Genomic DNA, 16,669 nt, shown 5'->3' on the forward strand with positions numbered 1-16,669 from the left:
CCGCCCGGCTCAGGCCGGCTCGTCGAGCAGCAGTTTCGCCGCCACCGCCACCCCGTCGGTGCGGATCGTGCCGGCCACGGCGGTCGCTCGTGCGCGGGTCTCGTCGGTCAGGGCGATGGTGAGCGCGGCCGACAGGGACTCGAAGGTCGGAGTCGGACCGTCGTGCGCCGCACCGATGCCCAGGTCGGCCACCCGGCCGGCCCAGTACGGCTGGTCCGCCGCCTGCGGTACCACCACCTGGGGCGCGCCGGCCCGGGTGGCCGTCGTCGTGGTGCCCGCGCCGCCGTGGTGCACGACGGCGGCCACCCGGCCGAACAGTGCCTGCTGATTGACCTCGTCGACGACGAAGCAGTCGTCCCGGTCGTCGATCGGGGACAGGCCGGCCCAGCCGCGCTTGACGAGTGCGCGGCGGCCCTGCGCACGGATCGCCTCGACGGCCACCTGGGCGACGTCCGTCGAGGAGCGCATGGGCATGCTGCCGAAGCCCACGAACACCGGCGGTTCACCGGCGTCCAGGAACTCCACCAGCTCGGCCGGGAGCGGGCGTTCGTCGGGCACGATCCACGCGCCGGTCTGGACGACGTCGAGGTACGCCGGTTCCCGCCACGGATCAAGGACCGGGTCCGTCGCCAGCCACGGCCGGTCGCCGATGACGTAGTCGCGGACGTGGTCCACCGGCGGCAGGCCGATCGACGCCCGGTTCGTGTTGAGCGCCGCACCGAACAGGACGTTGATGCTCTGGGCGTCCAGGTCCCACAGCGCTTGGTTGTCGGTCACCTCCGGCGGGAACGGCCGGCCCGGATACGCCAGTGGCGCGTGGTGCGGAGACGGCAGGGTGAGCTGCTGGAACGTCACGGACACGGAGCGGATGCCCAGTTTCTCGGCCACCGACAGCGCGCCGGCCGCGGCAGGCATCATGCCGGTCGCCACCAGCACATCGCATCCCTCGGCCGCCGCGGGGATCACGTCGAACTGGCCGGCGATCAACGCGGCTGCGCGCTGGGGCAGGTTCGCCGCGGACGGCGGCGCTCCGGTCGTCAGCGCCCGCGCCGACGGGCCGACCGGCACCAACGGCACGCCGACACCGGTCAACCGCTCCGCGAAATCCTCGTCCGGCGGTGCGCACACCCGCACCTCGGCACCAAGCGCCCGCAACTGCACGGCGAGCCCCACCAACGGCTCGACGTCCCCGCGCGACCCATACGTCGACAACAACACACGCACTTGGCGACTCCCACTTCGCAGATCCTTGCTCAGACCGGCGATTCTGCGCCACGCCGGGGGACTTGCCGCAAGCCCCCCGGTTCTGTCGTCCAAGATCACTGGATGCAGAATGCACGTATGGCGATGACGAACATGCCCAAGACGGCAGTGACCGACGATGCCGCATCCATCAGCCGCTCTCTGGCCCGTGCCTTCGACGGTGACCCGATGATGCGCTGGTTCTTCCCCGACGACTCCTCGCGCGAGGGGTCGCTGGGCAGTTACTTCACCACGATCTTCACCCGGCAGTACGTCCACAACGGCGTGTGCGAGTGCACCGACGCGGCGGCCGCCTTCTGGGTACCTGCGGAGGCGCAGGACAAGGCCGTTCCCGACGCGGAAACCATTCAGGAGCTGCTGAACATCCTCGGCGAGCGGGCCGGGCTGTTCAGGGACACCGTCGAGATGGCCGCCGCGCACGCGCCCCAGGAACCGCACTGGTCCCTCGCGTTGCTCGGCGCCGACCCCGCTGCCCAGGGCCAGGGGCATGGAGCCGCTCTGCTGCGCTCGGGCCTGGCCAAGGCCGATGCGGTGGGCCTGCCCGTCTACCTGGAGTCCTCCAAGGCATCCAACCTCCCCTTCTACGAACACTTCGGCTTCACCGTGCGTGAGGAGCTGCAGCTGCCGGAGGACGGGCCGATGCTGTGGACGATGTGGCGCGAGCCGCGCCATCCGGTCAAGGCCTAGGCGTGTCCGACGGGACCTGGTAGGAGCTGGTCCCGTAGCGGCTGCGGAATTCGGCCAGCAGCTCGTCGGTTGCTTCGGCCCCGGCGCTCACGGCGGCGTGGACGTCGCGGAAGTAGTTCTCGTAGCCGGCGGGGGTGTAGAGGCACAGGGCGCGTGCGGGGACCGCGCCCGCGTTGCGAAAGCCGTGCGGGGTGCCGCGGGTTGCGGCGAGCAGATCCCCGGGGCGGGCCGTCACCTCGCCGTCCCCGGTGTGGAGCGTCAACTCGCCCTCCAGGACGTAGAAGTACTCGTCGTGCCCCTCGTGCACGTGCGGCCTGGCGCCGATGGTGCCGGGGGCGAGGCTGAACTCCTCGAAGGAGAAGTGCCCGCCCGTGTGCTCGCCGGTGAGCCGGAAGAAGTGTGCGACACCGGCGACGTCGATGAGCTCACCGTCCTGGGGGCGACGCAGCAGCGGACGGGCGGGAATGCGGGCCTGATCACCAGTCATGGAGGCATTGTGACCCAGGGCCTGCCCGACGGACCGTCGGCCGGGCCGGTTTCGGCATGTGGGCGATCCTGGAGCGGGCACGCCGCCACCTGCTTGTATGCCTCCTGAACAGCAACTTCAGGAGGTGGCGGGCCCATGGTGTCCACGGAGAGCATTCTCGCGTTCGCGGCGGTGTCGCTGCTGGTGATCGTCATTCCGGGGCCGAGCGTACTGTTCGTGATCGGCAGAGCCCTCGCGCACGGCCGCCGCGCGGCGCTCGCGACGGTCCTCGGCAACCTGGTCGGTTCCTACGTCCTGGTGATCGCCGTGGCGTGGGGCCTCGGCGCGCTGGTGGAGAGCTCGGCGGCCGTGTTCACGGGCGTGAAGCTGGCCGGCGCGGCGTATCTCGTCCATCTGGGCGTCCAGGCGTTCCGGCACCGCAAGGAGATGCGCGCGGCGGACATGGGTGCCCCGGTCGGTGAGCGACGCGGTGATCTGCGCACGATCGTGGACGGTGTGTTCGTGGGCGTCACCAACCCGAAGGGCCTCGTCTTCTTCGCTGCGGTGCTCCCGCAGTTCGTCGACCACTCGGCGGGCCGTGTCCCCTTCCAGATGATGGTGCTGGGCCTGGTCCCGGTCGCCATCGGCCTGATCACGGACACCCTGTGGGGCCTGGGCGCCTCGGCGGCCCGTTCCTGGTTCGCCCGCTCACCCCGCCGCCTGTCGATGATCGGCGGGGCGGGCGGCTTCGCGATGATCGGCCTGGGCGTGACGGTGGCGGCGACGGGCCGCGCCGACTGACGGTGCCGTTCTGGCCTTCGCCCCTGTCGGCTCCAACAGATTGCCGCCGTTGCCGGAGGGCGTGGACCCTGCGCGTGCGTGGTAGTCGGTCTGCATGCGCGGTGGCGCTGATCTGAACCTGCCTTGAAGGGAGGAGATCCGCGCTCTGGACGTGCCCTACGGCATGGGCGCCCAGGTGATCGTCCACGCCGCCGACGCCCTCGTGCACCGGGGCTGGCTCGGCGTCGGCGCGGACGGCCGGCTGACCCTCACGGAACAGGGCCACGAGGGCCTGGCGTCGGGAAAGGAACGCATGGACCGGGTGCGCGCGGAGCTCGTCGGCGCCATCACGGAGGGGGAGTACGCGACGGCGGTCTCCGTACTCCAGCACGTCATCGACAACCTCGCCTTGGCGATCACGAAGGCATGATGCCGCGGTTCTTCACGGCGGCGACGAATGTGCGCCATGCGGCGGGCTCGAATGTGAGGGCGGGGCCGTCGGGGTGCTTGCTGTCGCGGACGGGGACCCCTCCGGGTGTGCCGTCGGCTATTTCAACGCACTCACCCTGGTTGCTGCCGCTGTAGCTGGACTTGCGCCATGCTGCGTCCGGGATGCCAGTCATGAATAGCCGTCCTTCAAGATGGAGTCGATCAGGGGAGCGGACTTGTCCGGAGGCAACGCCATGGCCCTGAGCAGATCATAGGCATTGGCCGCTTGTGCCACGTGATCTGGCTCGGCCAGTACGTAGCCCTTGGGGAAGCCGTCGACGTGTACGACGTCGGAGCCTTCGCGGAAGGACAAGAGGCCGAATGGGCAGCCGGATCCCGGGTATGCCTGCACTGTTTGCGGGATGACCTGGACGACGTGGGGTGGGCTCTCGGCGAGCGTCCGAAGGCGCTCCAGTTGGGCCCGCATGACTTGCGAGCCGCCGACCGGGCGTCGAAGGACACCCTCATCGAGGATCAGCCATAGCTTCGGTGGCGTGTCACGCGTCAGAACCCGCTGCCGCTCCATCCGGGCAGTCACCAGGTCGTCCAGGTTCGCCGGCCGCTCGGTGCCCAGGATCGCGCGGGCGTAGACGTCGACTTGTGCGATTCCTGGCACGAGATGTGCGTTGAACATTCGGATTGCCGTGGCGGTCCACTCCAGTTCGACATACCTGCGGAACCAAGGCGGGAAGGCGTACCGCAAAGCCAGCGGCCGCAGCCTCGCAAAGCGCCCGTTGGCATGCGGGAACGCCGCATCGCAGGCTTCGGCGAATTCCAGCGTCGGCACGCGCTGGCCCGCCTCGATCTTTGCCACCAGCGAGTAGCCGCAGTGGGCCTTCTTGCCGAGCTCCTCCCGCGAGAGGCCGAGCCGCTCGCGCTCAAGCCGTACCTCTGCGCCGAAGTGCGCCAGCGGCGACACCGCAGGGTCGGCTGGGTCGACTTCATCGTGTTCGACGCTCACGCAAACTCCCGACGCTGGTTGGACAGTTGCGTCTGTCCAGGCGGCCTACCTGTTCAGCGTACGAGCGCACGGCAACCCTGGAAGCACACCCCGTGAACATCGCTCGCGTGAGTGAGCGACGGCCAAACAGAGGTTGCCCCCATGCCCCATACCCCCGAACAAACCAGCGAAGCCCCCTACCAACCCGCCGTAGGCGACCTCGTCTGGGACGCCGCCAGCAAGCGCGTAGGCCAGGTCATGGACCACCGCTGGTCCCGCTACCAGCTCCGGCCCCCCGGCGGCGGCACCGAGTGGCACGCCGCACCCGAGAACGTCAGCCCGACCCAGGCGCGGCAAGCGCCCTGCCCGCAGTGCAGGAGGATCAAGGCCGAGCGGTACGAGGCGGAGCGCACCGGCGACCGGAAGGCTGCCGCCCATGCGGCCACCGAAATGGGCCTGCACCAGAGAGCGGCCCACTCATGAGCGGCCGCGCCAAGTGCGCGCACCCCGCAACCGGCTGGACCGTCACCCGCGGCATCGCCACCTGCACCGCATGCGGCGTGCGCCGCTTTCACCATTACGGAGCCCTGTGGCGGGACAACGGCGAGTATGTTCGGGGCCGTGGGCGCAAACAAACAGCGGATGCTGGCCGGTGACTGGTACCTGCCCGACGACCCCGAACTCGCGGCGGACACCCGGCGCCGCACCGAGCTGTGCGCCCGCTACAACGCGGCCACTGCCCCCGAGGAACGCCGCGCGGTCCTGGAGCAACTCCTGGGCGCCGCAGGCGAGAACGTCCGCATAAGAGCCCCGTTCCACTGCGACTTCGGCTACCACCTCCGCATCGGCTCCGGCACGTTCGTGAACTTCGGCGCCGTCTTCCTCGACGCGGCGCCGATCACGATCGGCGCGGACGTGCAGATCGGCCCGAACGTGCAACTGCTCACCCCGGAGCACGCACTGGACGCGGAGCGCCGCCGGGCGGGCTGGGAGCGGGCGCGCCCCGTGACGATCGGCGACAACGTCTGGCTGGGCGGCGGCGCCATCGTCTGCCCCGGGGTGAGCATCGGCGAGAACACCGTGGTCGGCGCGGGCGCCGTCGTCACCAAGGATCTGCCCGCCGGCGTCCTCGCCGTCGGCAACCCGGCCAAGGTCATCCGCACACTGGAGGCGTGAGCCGGTCAGGCCGGCGCCGCCCGGGAGACGGCCTGTTCGAGCAGTTGGTGCATGACCTCGGGGTGTCGGCTCTCGGCCTGAGCCCACAGGGCGCGTGCTTGGTTGCTGTCCAGCTGGATGAAGCAGGCCATCAGCAGCGTGCGCTCCTCGCGCTGGAGGAGCAGCTGGCCGTGCAGTCCGAGGGTGGGGTCGGCGGAGAGGAGCACGATGTCGGGTGCGCTGTGCCGCACCGGCCAGCCGAGCACGAATCCGTCGGATCGGGCCGGCCCGAGTTGCAGGCCCAGCGAAGTCCACCCCTGCGTGAGGGCCTGCCGCGTGTCGGCGGGTGCGTCTTCCATGACGGCTCGCGCCCATTGCTCGGCGGTGCGGTCCCCAGCAGCCGGGCCGACGTCGGCGAGCAAGGCGTTGGCGTAGTCGATCCGGGCGAGCGTGCTGAGCGCCTGCGCGGCGGGTGGCACCGGGACATGGCGCACTCCGTGCGGGGCCCGCCCATGGGACGTGGAATCAACCATTGATGCTCCCCATCCATACAGTGATGTATGGATGGACGGTAGCAGTCACGCAGCGGAAGGGGCAGGCTCCGTGACGGATGCAACACCGACGAGGAGAAACTGATGGCGGCACCGACGCGCACCCCCCGCAGCACGTGGATCGAAGCCGGGCTACGGGCCCTTGCCACGGGTGGTCCGGACGCCGTGCGGGTCGAGCCGCTGGCCAAAGAGCTGGGCGTGACCCGAGGCGGCTTCTACTGGCACTTCAAGGACCGGGGCGCGCTGCTGGAGGAGATGCTCGACACCTGGGAGAGGATGAGCACCGATGAGGCGATCGAGCGCGTCGAGACCGAGGGCGGTGATGCCAGGGACAAGGTACGGCGCGCGGGCGCGCTCACCTTCTCCGACACCCTGCTGCCGATCGACCTCGCCGTCCGCGACTGGGCCCGGCGCGATCCTGCGGTCGCCGAACGCCTCCGGCGCGTCGACAACCGCAGGATGGACTACGCGCGTTCGCTGTTCAGCACCTTCTGCGGCGACCAAGATGATGTCGAGGCCCGCAGCTTGCTCGCCTTCTCCCTCGCCGTCGGCAAACACTTCCTGGCCGCCGACCACGGCACACGCAGCCGCGCCGACGTGCTCGACACGGCCACCCGGCTGCTCTTGGCCTGACTAGTCCAACACCACGCGCCCCTTTGTCCATGTGCCGCCCCCTCCCGCCACCGCAAGGTGGCTGCCGTAGCAACCGGCACGAGGAGGAACGAGCAACGTGCACCCCCACCCCACCCGGCGGACCGTCCTCGCCACCACGGCCCTGGCCGGAATCGGCATCGGCGCCGCGACCGGCCGCGCCACCGCAGCACCCCGCAGCGCGCCGGAAGCCGTCATCCGGTCCACCGCGCTCGACGTCCGCGTCGACACCGCCTTCCCGCGGATCGTCTCGTACACCCACCGGGCCACGGGGGCCGTGCTGTACGGGCAGGAGGACCCGGTCACCTCGCTGCTCGTCGACGAAACCCCGCACACCCCGCACGTCACCTGCACCACCGCAGACGATCACGCCGCCTACACCCTCACCTTCACCGGCGGCACCCGCATCGACGTCGAGATCCGTGCCACCGGCCCCCGCGTCGACTGGAAAGTCACCCGCATCGCCGACACCCCCGCCCTGCCCGTGGGCACCCTGCGGATCCCCGACCTTGCGCTGCTGAGCGTCCGCAGCACCCAGCCGGGAGCCACGCTGCTGGCCGCCCGCATCCAGCTGGACGCCGCCAAGAACGGCGACACGCTCCTGCGCGTCACACCGGACACCCCCGCCGAGGCCGAACCCACCGGCTGCGCCTACGCCGTCGTCTCCACCGACGCCCTCGCCGCCGCCATCGAGACGAACACCGTCTACGACCGGCCGACCGCGGCCACCGCATGGGAGAACGGACGGCTGTGGCGGCAGACCCTCACCCGCCCCGGCTACACCAAAGCCCAGCTCACCTGCGGCCAGTGGACACACCGGGCCGCCACCGCCCCCGTACACGACACCGAACCCCTGCCGCGCGCCACCGTCATCCTCACCCGGGACCGCAACGGCGACGGCAGAACCGACTGGCAGGACGCCGCGATCGCCCTGCGCGACATCATGACCAACCCGCCCGGCGCCGACGAACAGCACCTGCGCGTCGTCCCGCACATCGCCTTCAACTTCGCCAGCCAGGCCACCAACCCCTTCCTCGCCACCCTCGACAACGTCAAACGCATCCACCTGGCCACCGACGGACTGCGCCAGTTCACCCTCCTCAAGGGCTACCAGTCCGAAGGCCACGACTCCGCCCACCCCGACTACGGCGGCAACCACAACACCGGAGCAGGCGGGCTGGACGACCTCAACACGCTGCTGCGCGCCGGAAAGAAGTGGAACAGCGACTTCGCCGTGCACGTCAACACCACCGAGGCGTATCCGGTGGCACACGCCTTCTCCGAGAAGCTCGTCGACACCGGCGACCGGCAGTGGGACTGGCTGGACCAGTCCTACCGGATCAACGCCCGCCGCGACCTGGTCTCGGGCGACATCGCCCGCCGCTTCAAGCAGCTGCGCGAGGAAACCGACCCGGCTCTCAATACCCTTTACGTCGACGTCTTCCGCGAATCCGGCTGGAACTCCGACCGCCTCCAACGCATCCTGCGCGCACAGGGCTGGCACATCACCAGCGAATGGGGGCACGGCCTGGAACGCTCCAGCCTGTGGTCCCACTGGGCCACCGAAACCGACTACGGGCCCGACACCTCCCGCGGCATCAACTCACAGCTGATCCGCTTCCTCCGGCACCACCAAAAGGACGTCTTCGCCGACAAATGGCCCCTCCTGGGCACCGCCAAACTCGGCAACTTCGAAGGCTGGCGCGGCAAAACCGACTGGAACGCCTTCTACCGGCAGCTGTGGACCGAAAACCTCCCCGCCAAATACCTGCAGGCCTTCCCCGTCCACACCTGGGACGAGCACACCATCACCCTCGCCGGACCCCACGGCCTCATCACCACCGTCACCGACGCCGACGGCACCAGGAAGATCACCACCGACGGCCGGCTCGTCTGCACCGCAGGCACCTACCTCCTGCCCTGGGAACCCCGCCACGCCACCGACCCCGCCAAGCTCTACCACTACAACCCCCATGGCGGCCCCACCACATGGACCCTGCCCCGCGCCTGGTCCCACCGCCGCACCGTCGTCCTGCACCGCCTCACCGACCACGGCCGCACCGACCCCGTCACCGTGCCCGTACGCCACGGCACCGTCACCCTGCACGCCGCACCCGCACAGCCCTACGTCCTCACTCCCGCCCTCGCCCGCACACCCCCCGCCGACCCCGCCTGGGGCGAAGGCACCCCCCTGCGCGACCCCGGCTTCCACTCCGGCACCCTGCACGCCTGGCACGTCACCGGCCCCGCACACCTCGCCACCAGCCCCCTCGGCCACCCCGAACTGTGCATCCCCGCCGGGAGCGCCGCCACCGTCAGTCAACGCCTGGCCCGGCTGCGCCCCGGCACCTACGCCGCCTCCGTGCAGGTCGAGGTCGGCGCCGTCGCGGGGGAGCGGCGCAGGGCCGCGCTGGAAGTCCGTACCGCCGACGGCGTCACCGCCGCCAACTGGACGGACACCTCCACCGCCGTCAACTACGTGGCCGCCGACGCCCGGCACGGCACCCGCTTCCAGCGCATGTTCACCCACTTCACCGTGCCCGGCACGGGCGGGCCCGTGACCCTGTCGCTGACCGTACGGGCCGGCCGGGCGCCCGTACGGTTCGCCGCCCTGCGCGTCGTACCCGCCCACCGCCCCGAACTGCCCCAAGGCACCCTCGTACACGAGGACTTCGAGCACGTACCCCAAGGCTGGGGACCCTTCGTCAAAGGCGACGCGGGCGGCGCCACCGACCCGCGCACCCACATCGCCGAACGCCACGCCCTCTACACGCAGCGCGGCTGGAACGGCAAGGCCGTCGACGACGTCATCGACGGGACCCGGTCACTGAAATCCCGCGGCGAGAACACCGGCCTCGTCTACCGCACCGTCCCCCACACGGTGCGCCTGAGACCCGGCCGCCGCTACCGGGTCTCGTTCCGCTACGAGAACGAACAGGCGGACCAGTACGCCTGGGTCACGGCCGTGGACGCCCCACACGCCCGCGAACTGTCCCGTACGCCCCTGCCGGCCGCCACCACGCCCACGACGCACACCTACGAATTCACCACCCCCGCAACGGGAGAGGCGTGGGTGGGTCTGCGGAAGACAGGTGACAGTGGGACCGCCGAATTCTGTCTGGATGGCTTCACCGTGCACGAGCCAGGGCAATAGACCATCACGGGGGTCCGTCCCGTTGGCCACCGTCATCGGCCGGTGACCAGCGGGCCGGGCGGCCCCCCGGGCACACGGGGCCGGCCCAGCGGCAGAGCGGGCTCGCCCGCCCGCTCGTACTCCAGCACCACCACCTCGTTCTCCCCCTCGCACAGCACCGGGCCCGGCACATACAGCGACCGCTGCGGCCCCCGGTCCCAGTACCGGCCCAGACAGAAGCCGTTGACCCACACGAAGCCCCGCACCCAGCCCGGCAGCTCCAGCTCCGCATCCCCGGCACCCGCCACCCGTACCACCGCACGGTAGAGCCCCGCCGCCCCGGCAGGCGCCCCGCCCGCCGCCCGCCACGGCACCCTCTCCAGCGCCCCCGGCTCCTCCAGCGCCTCCAGCCGCAGCCCCCGCGCCCGCACCCCGTGCACATACTGCCGCTCGTGGAGCAGCCCGCCCGTCAGCCCCTTGGTCTCGCCCAGCCGCGGCCCGTAATTGACCCGGCCCAGCGACTCCACCCACACCTCCACCCGCGCCGGCCCCGGCACGTCCCCCGCACACCCCGCCTCCGTGCCCACCACGGCCGTACGCACCCCCTCCTCCCCGACGGCCTCCACCCGGACCACCGCCATATCCCGCAGCCCCGCCAGCCGCAGCGGATACGCCCGCCGCGGCCCCGCCACCTCGAAGCGGTAGCGCACCACGCCCCGCTCCACCCCCAGCTCCTCGAACGTCGGCGGCAGCGCCCCCTCGGCCTCCGCACCGCCGAGCACCTCCATCACCTCGCCCAGCGGCGCCCACCGGGCCACCTGCGCCCGCACCGGCGAGGCCAGCATCGGCGGCGCGGGCGGCAGAGCGGGCGGCGGCCCGTCACCGAACTCCGCCAGCACCTCCCGGAACGCCCAGAACTTCCGCGTCGGCCGCCCGAACTCGTCCACCGGAGCGTCGTAGTCGTACGACGTGAGCGTCGGACACAGCTCCCCCCGGTGATCGTCACCGGCCCGGTTGGCGCCCGACCACCCCCCGAAATTCGTGCCCCCGTGCGCCATGTAGAGATTCACGGACGCCCCGCACTCCACGATCTCCCGCAACGCCTCGGCCGCCTCCCCGGCCTCCCGCACCACCGGCTCCCGGCTGCCCCAGTGCGTAAACCATCCGCACCAGAACTCCATGCACATCAGCGGCCCCTTCGGCTGATGCCGCCGCAGCACCTCGAACGCCTCCCGCGCCCCCGACCCGAAGTTCACCGTCGCCAGCGCCCCCGGCACCGAACCACCCGACAGCATGTGGTCCTCCGGCCCGTCCGACGTCACCAGCGGAACGCTCACCCCGCGCGCCCTCAGCCCGTCCGCCAGAGCCTGCAGGTACACCCCGTCGCTGCCGTACGACCCGTACTCGTTCTCCACCTGCACCAACACCACCGGACCGCCCCGGTCGACCTGCCGCTCCACCACCTCGGGCAGCAGCCGGTCCCACCAGGCACCCACCGCACGCAGGAACTCCTCGTCCCGCGTACGCACCCGCGCCCCCAGCCGCCCCGTCAGCCACGACGGCAGCCCGCCGTTCTCCCACTCCGCGCAGATGTACGGCCCCGGCCGCACCACCGCATACAGCCCCGCCGCCGCCACCGCATCCAGGAAACGCCCCACGGCCCCCGGATCCCGCCACCGCCCCGGCGCCGGCTCGTGCCAGTTCCACGGCACATACGTCTCCGCACAGTTGAGACCCATGGCCCGCAGCAGCCCCAGCCGGTGCCCCCACAGCCCCTCGTGCACCCGGAAGTAATGCAACGCCCCCGACAGCAGCCGCACCGGACGCCCGTCCACCTCGAACGAGCCGTCCCCCACCACGAACCGCGCCACAGCCCTCGCCCCCGCTCCCCGATACGCCCCAGCCATCCTCGCCCCCTGGCGGCCCCGGGAGCCATGGACGAAGATCGGCGCTGATTGGACGAAGCAGGCGGCGCCCCGAAAGGCAGGCACGCGTGTACCACACCTGGATGCGCTACTTCACCCCCGGACCGGTCCACCACCGCCTCGGCCTCGTCTGCCTCGGCGTCGGCCTCCAGCACGGCGCCCTGCCCCCCGTCGGCCCCCGCACCCTCGACCACCACGTGGCCGTCGTCATCAGCGCCGGCACCGGCTGGCTGCAGACCCCCGACGGCCACACCCACTCCGTCACCGCCCCCGCCCTCCTCTGGCTCACCCCCGGCATCCCCCACCACTACGGCGCCGCCCCCGGCAGCGGCTGGGACGAAGCCTTCGCCGACTTCACCGGCACCGCCGTCACCGCCTACACCGAACTCGGCTACATCCAGCCCGACCACCCCCTCGTCCCCCTCGCCGACACCACCGCGGCCCGCACCGCCATCGCCCGCATCGCCCGTGCCGCCCGCCGCGGCAACCCCCTCCTCGAAGTCGAAACCTCCGCCGCCGTCCACGAACTCCTCGTCGCCCTGCGCCGCGCCCGCACCACGACCGGCCCCGACACCGACCCCGTCCTTACGGCCCTCGCCCGCGACGCCTTCCTGCCCCTGTCCGTCACCCAGCACGCCGCACGCCACGGCATGACCCCCGCCGAGCTGCGCACCGCCGTCCGCCGCAGCGCCGGCTGCAGCCCCAAGGACTACCTCCTCGGCATCCGCCTGGGCCGCGCCAAGGAACTCCTCGCCGCCACCGAGCTGCCCGTCGCCGCCGTCGCCCGCCGCGTCGGCTACGACGACCCCGCCTACTTCAGCCGCCTCTTCACCCGGAGGGTGGGCACCGCCCCCATCCGCTTCCGGCAACGCCAAGGCCAGGCGGTGCCCGGCGGCTGGAGCCACCACATCCCCGATCCGGAGCACCCACCGGTCATACGATCGCGCCCGTACGCATAGGCTCGGTACTCATGAGCACCAGTGCCCACGACAGCAACACCACCGACGAGGCCGTCAGCGCCGAGCTGAGCCGACTGCGCGACAGCATCGACAACATCGACGCCGCAGTGATCCACATGCTCGCCGAGCGGTTCAAGTGCACCCAGCAGGTCGGCCACCTCAAGGCCGCCCACAAGATGCCGCCCGCCGACCCGGCCCGCGAAGCCCGCCAGATCGCCCGCCTGCGACAGCTCGCGGAGAACGCGAAGCTGGACCCCGCCTTCGCCGAGAAGTTCCTGAACTTCATCATCGCCGAGGTCATCCGCCACCACGAGACGATCGCACGGGCGTAGCGGACCGACCCGTCCTGGGACCGGGGGCACCGCCCCGGTTACAGGACGCAGCGGGTCAGGGCAGGATGCCACCCATGCCCGCACTCACACGCGACGAAGCGCAGACCCGAGCCCGACTCCTCGACGTTCACCACTACGACATCGAGCTCGACCTCACCACCGGCGACGACCACTTCCGGTCCGCCACCACCATCCGCTTCACCGCCCGCACCGCCGGCACCACCTTCGTCGAACTCAAACCCGCCACCCTCCACCGCGTCACGCTCGACGGACAGCCCCTCGACCCCGCGGCCCTCGACGACAACCGCCTCCCGCTCACCCTCACCCCCGGCGGACACGAGCTGCACGCCGAAGCCGACATGCCCTACTCACGCACCGGCGAAGGCATGCACCGCTTCACCGACCCCGAGGACGGCGAGACCTACCTCTACACCCAGCTGTTCATGGACGACGTCCAGCGCGTCTTCACCGCCTTCGACCAGCCGGACCTCAAGGCCGTCTTCGCGCTCACCGTCACCGCGCCGCCCGCCTGGACCGTCCTCGGCAACGGCATCGCCCACCCCCTCGGCGACGGCCGCTGGCGCCTCGCCGAGACCCCGCTGATCAGCACCTACCTCGTCGCCGTCGCCGCCGGACCCTGGCACTCCGTCCGCACCGAACACGACGGCCGCCCCTTCGGCCTGCACTGCCGCCGCTCCCTCGCCCCCTACCTCGACGCCGACGCCGAGGAAATCCTCGGCATCACCCGCGCCTGCTACGACCGCTACCACGAGAAATTCACCGAGCCCTACCCCTTCGACTCCTACGACCAGGCGTTCGTCCCCGAATTCAACGCCGGCGCCATGGAAAACCCCGGCCTCGTCACCTTCCGCGACGAATTCGTCTACCGCTCCGCCGTCACCGACACCGAACGCCAGACCCGCGCCATGGTCGTCGCCCACGAAATGGCCCACATGTGGTTCGGCGACCTCGTCACCCTCCAATGGTGGGACGACATCTGGCTCAACGAGTCCTTCGCCGAATACATGGGCTTCCAGACCCTCACCGAAGCCACCGCCTTCCGCGACACCTGGACCGACTTCGGCGTCAACCGCAAGGGCTGGGGCTACGACGCCGACCAGCGCCCCTCCACCCACGCCGTCGCCCCCCACCCCGACGCCGTCCCCGACACCGCCTCCGCCCTGCTGAACTTCGACGGCATCTCCTACGCCAAGGGCGCCTCCGCCCTGCGCCAACTTGTCGCCTGGCTCGGCGAAAAGGACTTCCTCGCCGGCATCAACGACCACTTCACCCGCCACCGCTTCGGCAACGCCACCCTCGCCGACTTCCTCGACTCCCTCGCCCGCACCACCAGCCGCGACGTGCACACGTGGGCCGCCCACTGGCTGCGCACCACCGGCGTCGACACCCTCACCCCCCAGGTCACCACCGCCGACGACCAGTGGCAGCTCACCGTCGACCACGACGGCACCCGGCCCCACCACATCGCCCTCGGCCTCTACGACCACGACCCCGCCGACCCCACACGGCTCGTCCCCCGCGAACGCGCCGAGCTCGACCTGCCCGCCGAAGGCACCGCCCACCCCCTCACCCTCACCGGCCCCCGCCCCGACCTGCTCCTGCTCAACGACGACGACCTCACCTACGCCAAGGTCCGCCTCGACCCGGCCTCCTGGGACACCGCCCTGCGCGCCCTGTCCGGCCTCCCCGAACCCCTCACCCGCGCCGTCCTCTGGAACGCCGCCCGCGACATGGTCCGCGACGGCGAGCTCGCCCCCACCGCCTACCTCGACGCCGCCCGCACCCACCTGCCCCACGAAACCGACAACGCCCTCGTCCAAGGCGTCCTGTCCTTCGCCCGCACCCAGATCGCCGACCTCTACCTCACCGGCACCGCCCGCACCCGGGCCCTCGCCACCCTCGACGCCCTCTGCCGCGACATCCTCGACCGCACCACACCCGGCCAGGGCCCCCGCCTCACCGCCGTCCGCGCCCTCGTCAGCAGCGCCACCACCCCCACCACCCTGCGCACCTGGCTCGACGCCGGCACCGTCCCCGACGGCCCCGCCCTCGACCCCGAACTGCGCTGGCGCATCCTCGCCCGCCTCGCTGTCCTCGGCGCCACCGACCACACCGAAATCGACGCCGAACTCACCCGCGACCCCAGCGCCACCGGCCGCGAAGGCGCCGCCCGCTGCCACGCCGCCCTCCCCGACCCCGCGGCCAAGGAAGCCGCCTGGCACGCCATGTTCGCCACCGACGACCTGTCCAACTACCTCTTCACCGCCACCGCCACCGGCTTCTGGCAGCCCGAACAGCGCGACATCCTCACCCCCTACCTCACCCGCTACTTCCCCGACGCCATCGCCCTCGCCGCCCGCCGCGGCCCCGCCCTCGCCGACGCCGCCGGCCGCTACGCCTTCCCCCTCGCCCTCGCCGACGACACCACCCTGAGCCTGGGCGAAGAGAGCCTGCACCACCCCGACATCACCCCCGCGCTGCGCCGCAAACTCACCGACCAGCTCGACGACCTGCGCCGCGCCCTGACCATCCGGGCCGCCCACGCCTGAGACGTCCGAAAAGCAGGCATGCAAACGGCCCCGCACCCTTTCCAGGGTGCGGGGCCGTTCGTACGGATCTTAAGGACCGGGAAACGGTCAGTCGCGCGCCTCGGGCGCCGCCGCCTCCGCCGTACGCAGCTCCTCCAGGAAGCGGTCGACGATCCCGCTCTCCCGCGCGTAGTCCGCCATGGACTCGCCGACGATCTTGCCCGCCAGCTCCGTCGCCAGCGCACCGACCTGCTCGCGCAGCTCGGCCTCGGCGACCGCACGCTCGGCGTCGATCACCGCGTGACCGGCGGAGATGATCTCCTCACGCTGCCGCTGGCCCTCGGCCCGCAGCTCCGCGATGATCGCCGTGCCCTGCTCCACCGACTCCTGACGCAGCCGGGCCGCCTCATGACGGGCCTCGGCCAGCAGCGCCTGGTACTCGGCGTGGACCCGCGCCGCCTCGGCGCGCGTCTCCTCGGCCTCCTCGAAACGACCCTCGGTGGCCTTCTCGCGCTGCACCAGGACCTTGTTGATCCGGGGCAGGATCACCTTCGCCATCACCGCGAAGACGACGAAGAAGAGGACGAACCCGAGCACGAGCGGCGCGGGCTCGGGCTTGAGCGGTCCGACGTCGATAGCAAAGTTCATGGGTGCAGGGTACCCCGAAGCCCGACCGCACCCGGGCCCGGCACCCACCGAACATCCCAACTCCGCCCCGCCACAAGGCATGAACCCGGGCGATACCACCATCGGGCGAACCCTTCCCCACTCGAGGTCACACAGCGTGCA

General features: G+C 71.4%; 18 protein-coding genes. 11 read left to right on the plus strand and 7 right to left on the minus strand.

The window, feature by feature from the left end:
* Positions 1-9 precede the first annotated feature (9 nt).
* Positions 10-1,218, minus strand: a complete 1,209-nt coding sequence (locus tag FHS39_RS09765; RefSeq protein WP_343069489.1) for a glycosyltransferase — start codon at positions 1,216-1,218, stop codon at positions 10-12.
* 123 nt (positions 1,219-1,341) lie between these two features.
* On the opposite strand from FHS39_RS09765, the gene FHS39_RS09770 reads away from it, so the two are divergent.
* Positions 1,342-1,950, plus strand: coding sequence for a GNAT family N-acetyltransferase (locus FHS39_RS09770; RefSeq protein WP_184348376.1), 609 nt, complete (start codon positions 1,342-1,344; stop codon positions 1,948-1,950).
* On the opposite strand, the gene FHS39_RS09775 is transcribed toward FHS39_RS09770, so the two are convergent.
* A complete protein-coding gene (locus FHS39_RS09775; protein ID WP_184348378.1) occupies positions 1,940-2,437 on the minus strand; it encodes a cupin domain-containing protein in 498 nt (165 codons plus the stop codon). The two genes, FHS39_RS09770 and FHS39_RS09775, sit on opposite strands and share 11 nt — an antisense overlap.
* A 135-nt stretch (positions 2,438-2,572) precedes the next feature.
* On the opposite strand from FHS39_RS09775, the gene FHS39_RS09780 reads away from it, so the two are divergent.
* Positions 2,573-3,217, plus strand: coding sequence for a LysE family translocator (locus FHS39_RS09780; protein ID WP_184348380.1), 645 nt, complete (start codon positions 2,573-2,575; stop codon positions 3,215-3,217).
* Between the two features lie 151 nt (positions 3,218-3,368).
* The gene (locus FHS39_RS09785; RefSeq protein WP_184348382.1) at positions 3,369-3,626 is read left to right on the plus strand and encodes a hypothetical protein; all 258 of its coding nucleotides are present in this window, start codon (positions 3,369-3,371) and stop codon (positions 3,624-3,626) included.
* Here FHS39_RS09785 and FHS39_RS09790 read toward each other — a convergent pair.
* A complete protein-coding gene (locus FHS39_RS09790) occupies positions 3,613-3,819 on the minus strand; it encodes a DUF397 domain-containing protein (RefSeq protein WP_184348384.1) in 207 nt (68 codons plus the stop codon). The two genes, FHS39_RS09785 and FHS39_RS09790, sit on opposite strands and share 14 nt — an antisense overlap.
* On the minus strand, positions 3,816-4,646 hold the full coding sequence (locus tag FHS39_RS09795) for a Scr1 family TA system antitoxin-like transcriptional regulator (protein ID WP_184348386.1): 831 nt from the start codon (positions 4,644-4,646) through the stop codon (positions 3,816-3,818). The genes FHS39_RS09790 and FHS39_RS09795 overlap by 4 nt, the downstream gene beginning before the upstream one ends.
* Before the next feature lie 141 nt (positions 4,647-4,787).
* Between FHS39_RS09795 and FHS39_RS09800 the strand changes: the two genes are divergently transcribed.
* From FHS39_RS09800 to FHS39_RS09805, 3 genes are read left to right on the plus strand one after another with little or no spacing between them, the layout of a single operon-like run.
* Complete coding sequence (locus FHS39_RS09800) at positions 4,788-5,108, plus strand: hypothetical protein (protein WP_184348388.1); 321 nt, start codon at positions 4,788-4,790, stop codon at positions 5,106-5,108.
* Positions 5,105-5,281 carry a DUF6255 family natural product biosynthesis protein gene (locus FHS39_RS26025; protein WP_221462494.1) on the plus strand — a complete coding sequence of 59 codons (177 nt, stop codon included), beginning with the start codon at positions 5,105-5,107 and terminating at the stop codon, positions 5,279-5,281. The genes FHS39_RS09800 and FHS39_RS26025 overlap by 4 nt, the downstream gene beginning before the upstream one ends.
* The gene (locus FHS39_RS09805; protein WP_184348391.1) at positions 5,247-5,801 is read left to right on the plus strand and encodes a maltose acetyltransferase domain-containing protein; all 555 of its coding nucleotides are present in this window, start codon (positions 5,247-5,249) and stop codon (positions 5,799-5,801) included. Before FHS39_RS26025 ends, FHS39_RS09805 begins: the two co-directional genes overlap by 35 nt.
* Before the next feature lie 5 nt (positions 5,802-5,806).
* Here FHS39_RS09805 and FHS39_RS09810 read toward each other — a convergent pair whose 3' ends face one another.
* Positions 5,807-6,313: a hypothetical protein gene (locus tag FHS39_RS09810; protein WP_184348393.1), complete on the minus strand. Its 507-nt coding sequence runs from the start codon at positions 6,311-6,313 to the stop codon at positions 5,807-5,809.
* A gap of 102 nt (positions 6,314-6,415) precedes the next feature.
* Here FHS39_RS09810 and FHS39_RS09815 point away from each other — a divergent pair, with 102 nt between their 5' ends.
* Positions 6,416-6,964 carry a TetR/AcrR family transcriptional regulator gene (locus FHS39_RS09815; protein WP_184348395.1) on the plus strand — a complete coding sequence of 183 codons (549 nt, stop codon included), beginning with the start codon at positions 6,416-6,418 and terminating at the stop codon, positions 6,962-6,964.
* Between the two features lie 97 nt (positions 6,965-7,061).
* Entirely contained in the window at positions 7,062-10,136 is a 3,075-nt protein-coding gene (locus FHS39_RS09820) for an endo-alpha-N-acetylgalactosaminidase family protein (RefSeq protein WP_184348397.1), read from the plus strand.
* Positions 10,137-10,168: 32 nt separating this feature from the next.
* Here FHS39_RS09820 and FHS39_RS09825 read toward each other — a convergent pair whose 3' ends face one another.
* Positions 10,169-11,986 carry a beta-galactosidase gene (locus tag FHS39_RS09825; protein WP_184348399.1) on the minus strand — a complete coding sequence of 606 codons (1,818 nt, stop codon included), beginning with the start codon at positions 11,984-11,986 and terminating at the stop codon, positions 10,169-10,171.
* A gap of 122 nt (positions 11,987-12,108) precedes the next feature.
* On the opposite strand from FHS39_RS09825, the gene FHS39_RS09830 reads away from it, so the two are divergent.
* The 3 genes from FHS39_RS09830 (at position 12,109) to pepN (ending at position 15,901) form a co-directional block, all read left to right on the plus strand.
* A complete protein-coding gene (locus FHS39_RS09830; RefSeq protein ID WP_184348401.1) occupies positions 12,109-12,999 on the plus strand; it encodes a helix-turn-helix domain-containing protein in 891 nt (296 codons plus the stop codon).
* Positions 13,000-13,010: 11 nt separating this feature from the next.
* Positions 13,011-13,331 carry a chorismate mutase gene (locus tag FHS39_RS09835; RefSeq protein WP_045934579.1) on the plus strand — a complete coding sequence of 107 codons (321 nt, stop codon included), beginning with the start codon at positions 13,011-13,013 and terminating at the stop codon, positions 13,329-13,331.
* Between the two features lie 74 nt (positions 13,332-13,405).
* Positions 13,406-15,901, plus strand: a complete 2,496-nt coding sequence (gene pepN / locus FHS39_RS09840; protein WP_184348403.1) for an aminopeptidase N — start codon at positions 13,406-13,408, stop codon at positions 15,899-15,901.
* A gap of 87 nt (positions 15,902-15,988) precedes the next feature.
* Here pepN and FHS39_RS09845 read toward each other — a convergent pair whose 3' ends face one another.
* Positions 15,989-16,528, minus strand: a complete 540-nt coding sequence (locus FHS39_RS09845; RefSeq protein ID WP_184348405.1) for a F0F1 ATP synthase subunit B — start codon at positions 16,526-16,528, stop codon at positions 15,989-15,991.
* Between the last annotated feature and the right edge of the window lie 141 nt (positions 16,529-16,669).

The organism is Streptomyces olivoverticillatus (assembly GCF_014203555.1).
GTDB classification, from domain to species: Bacteria; Actinomycetota; Actinomycetes; order Streptomycetales; family Streptomycetaceae; genus Streptomyces; species Streptomyces olivoverticillatus.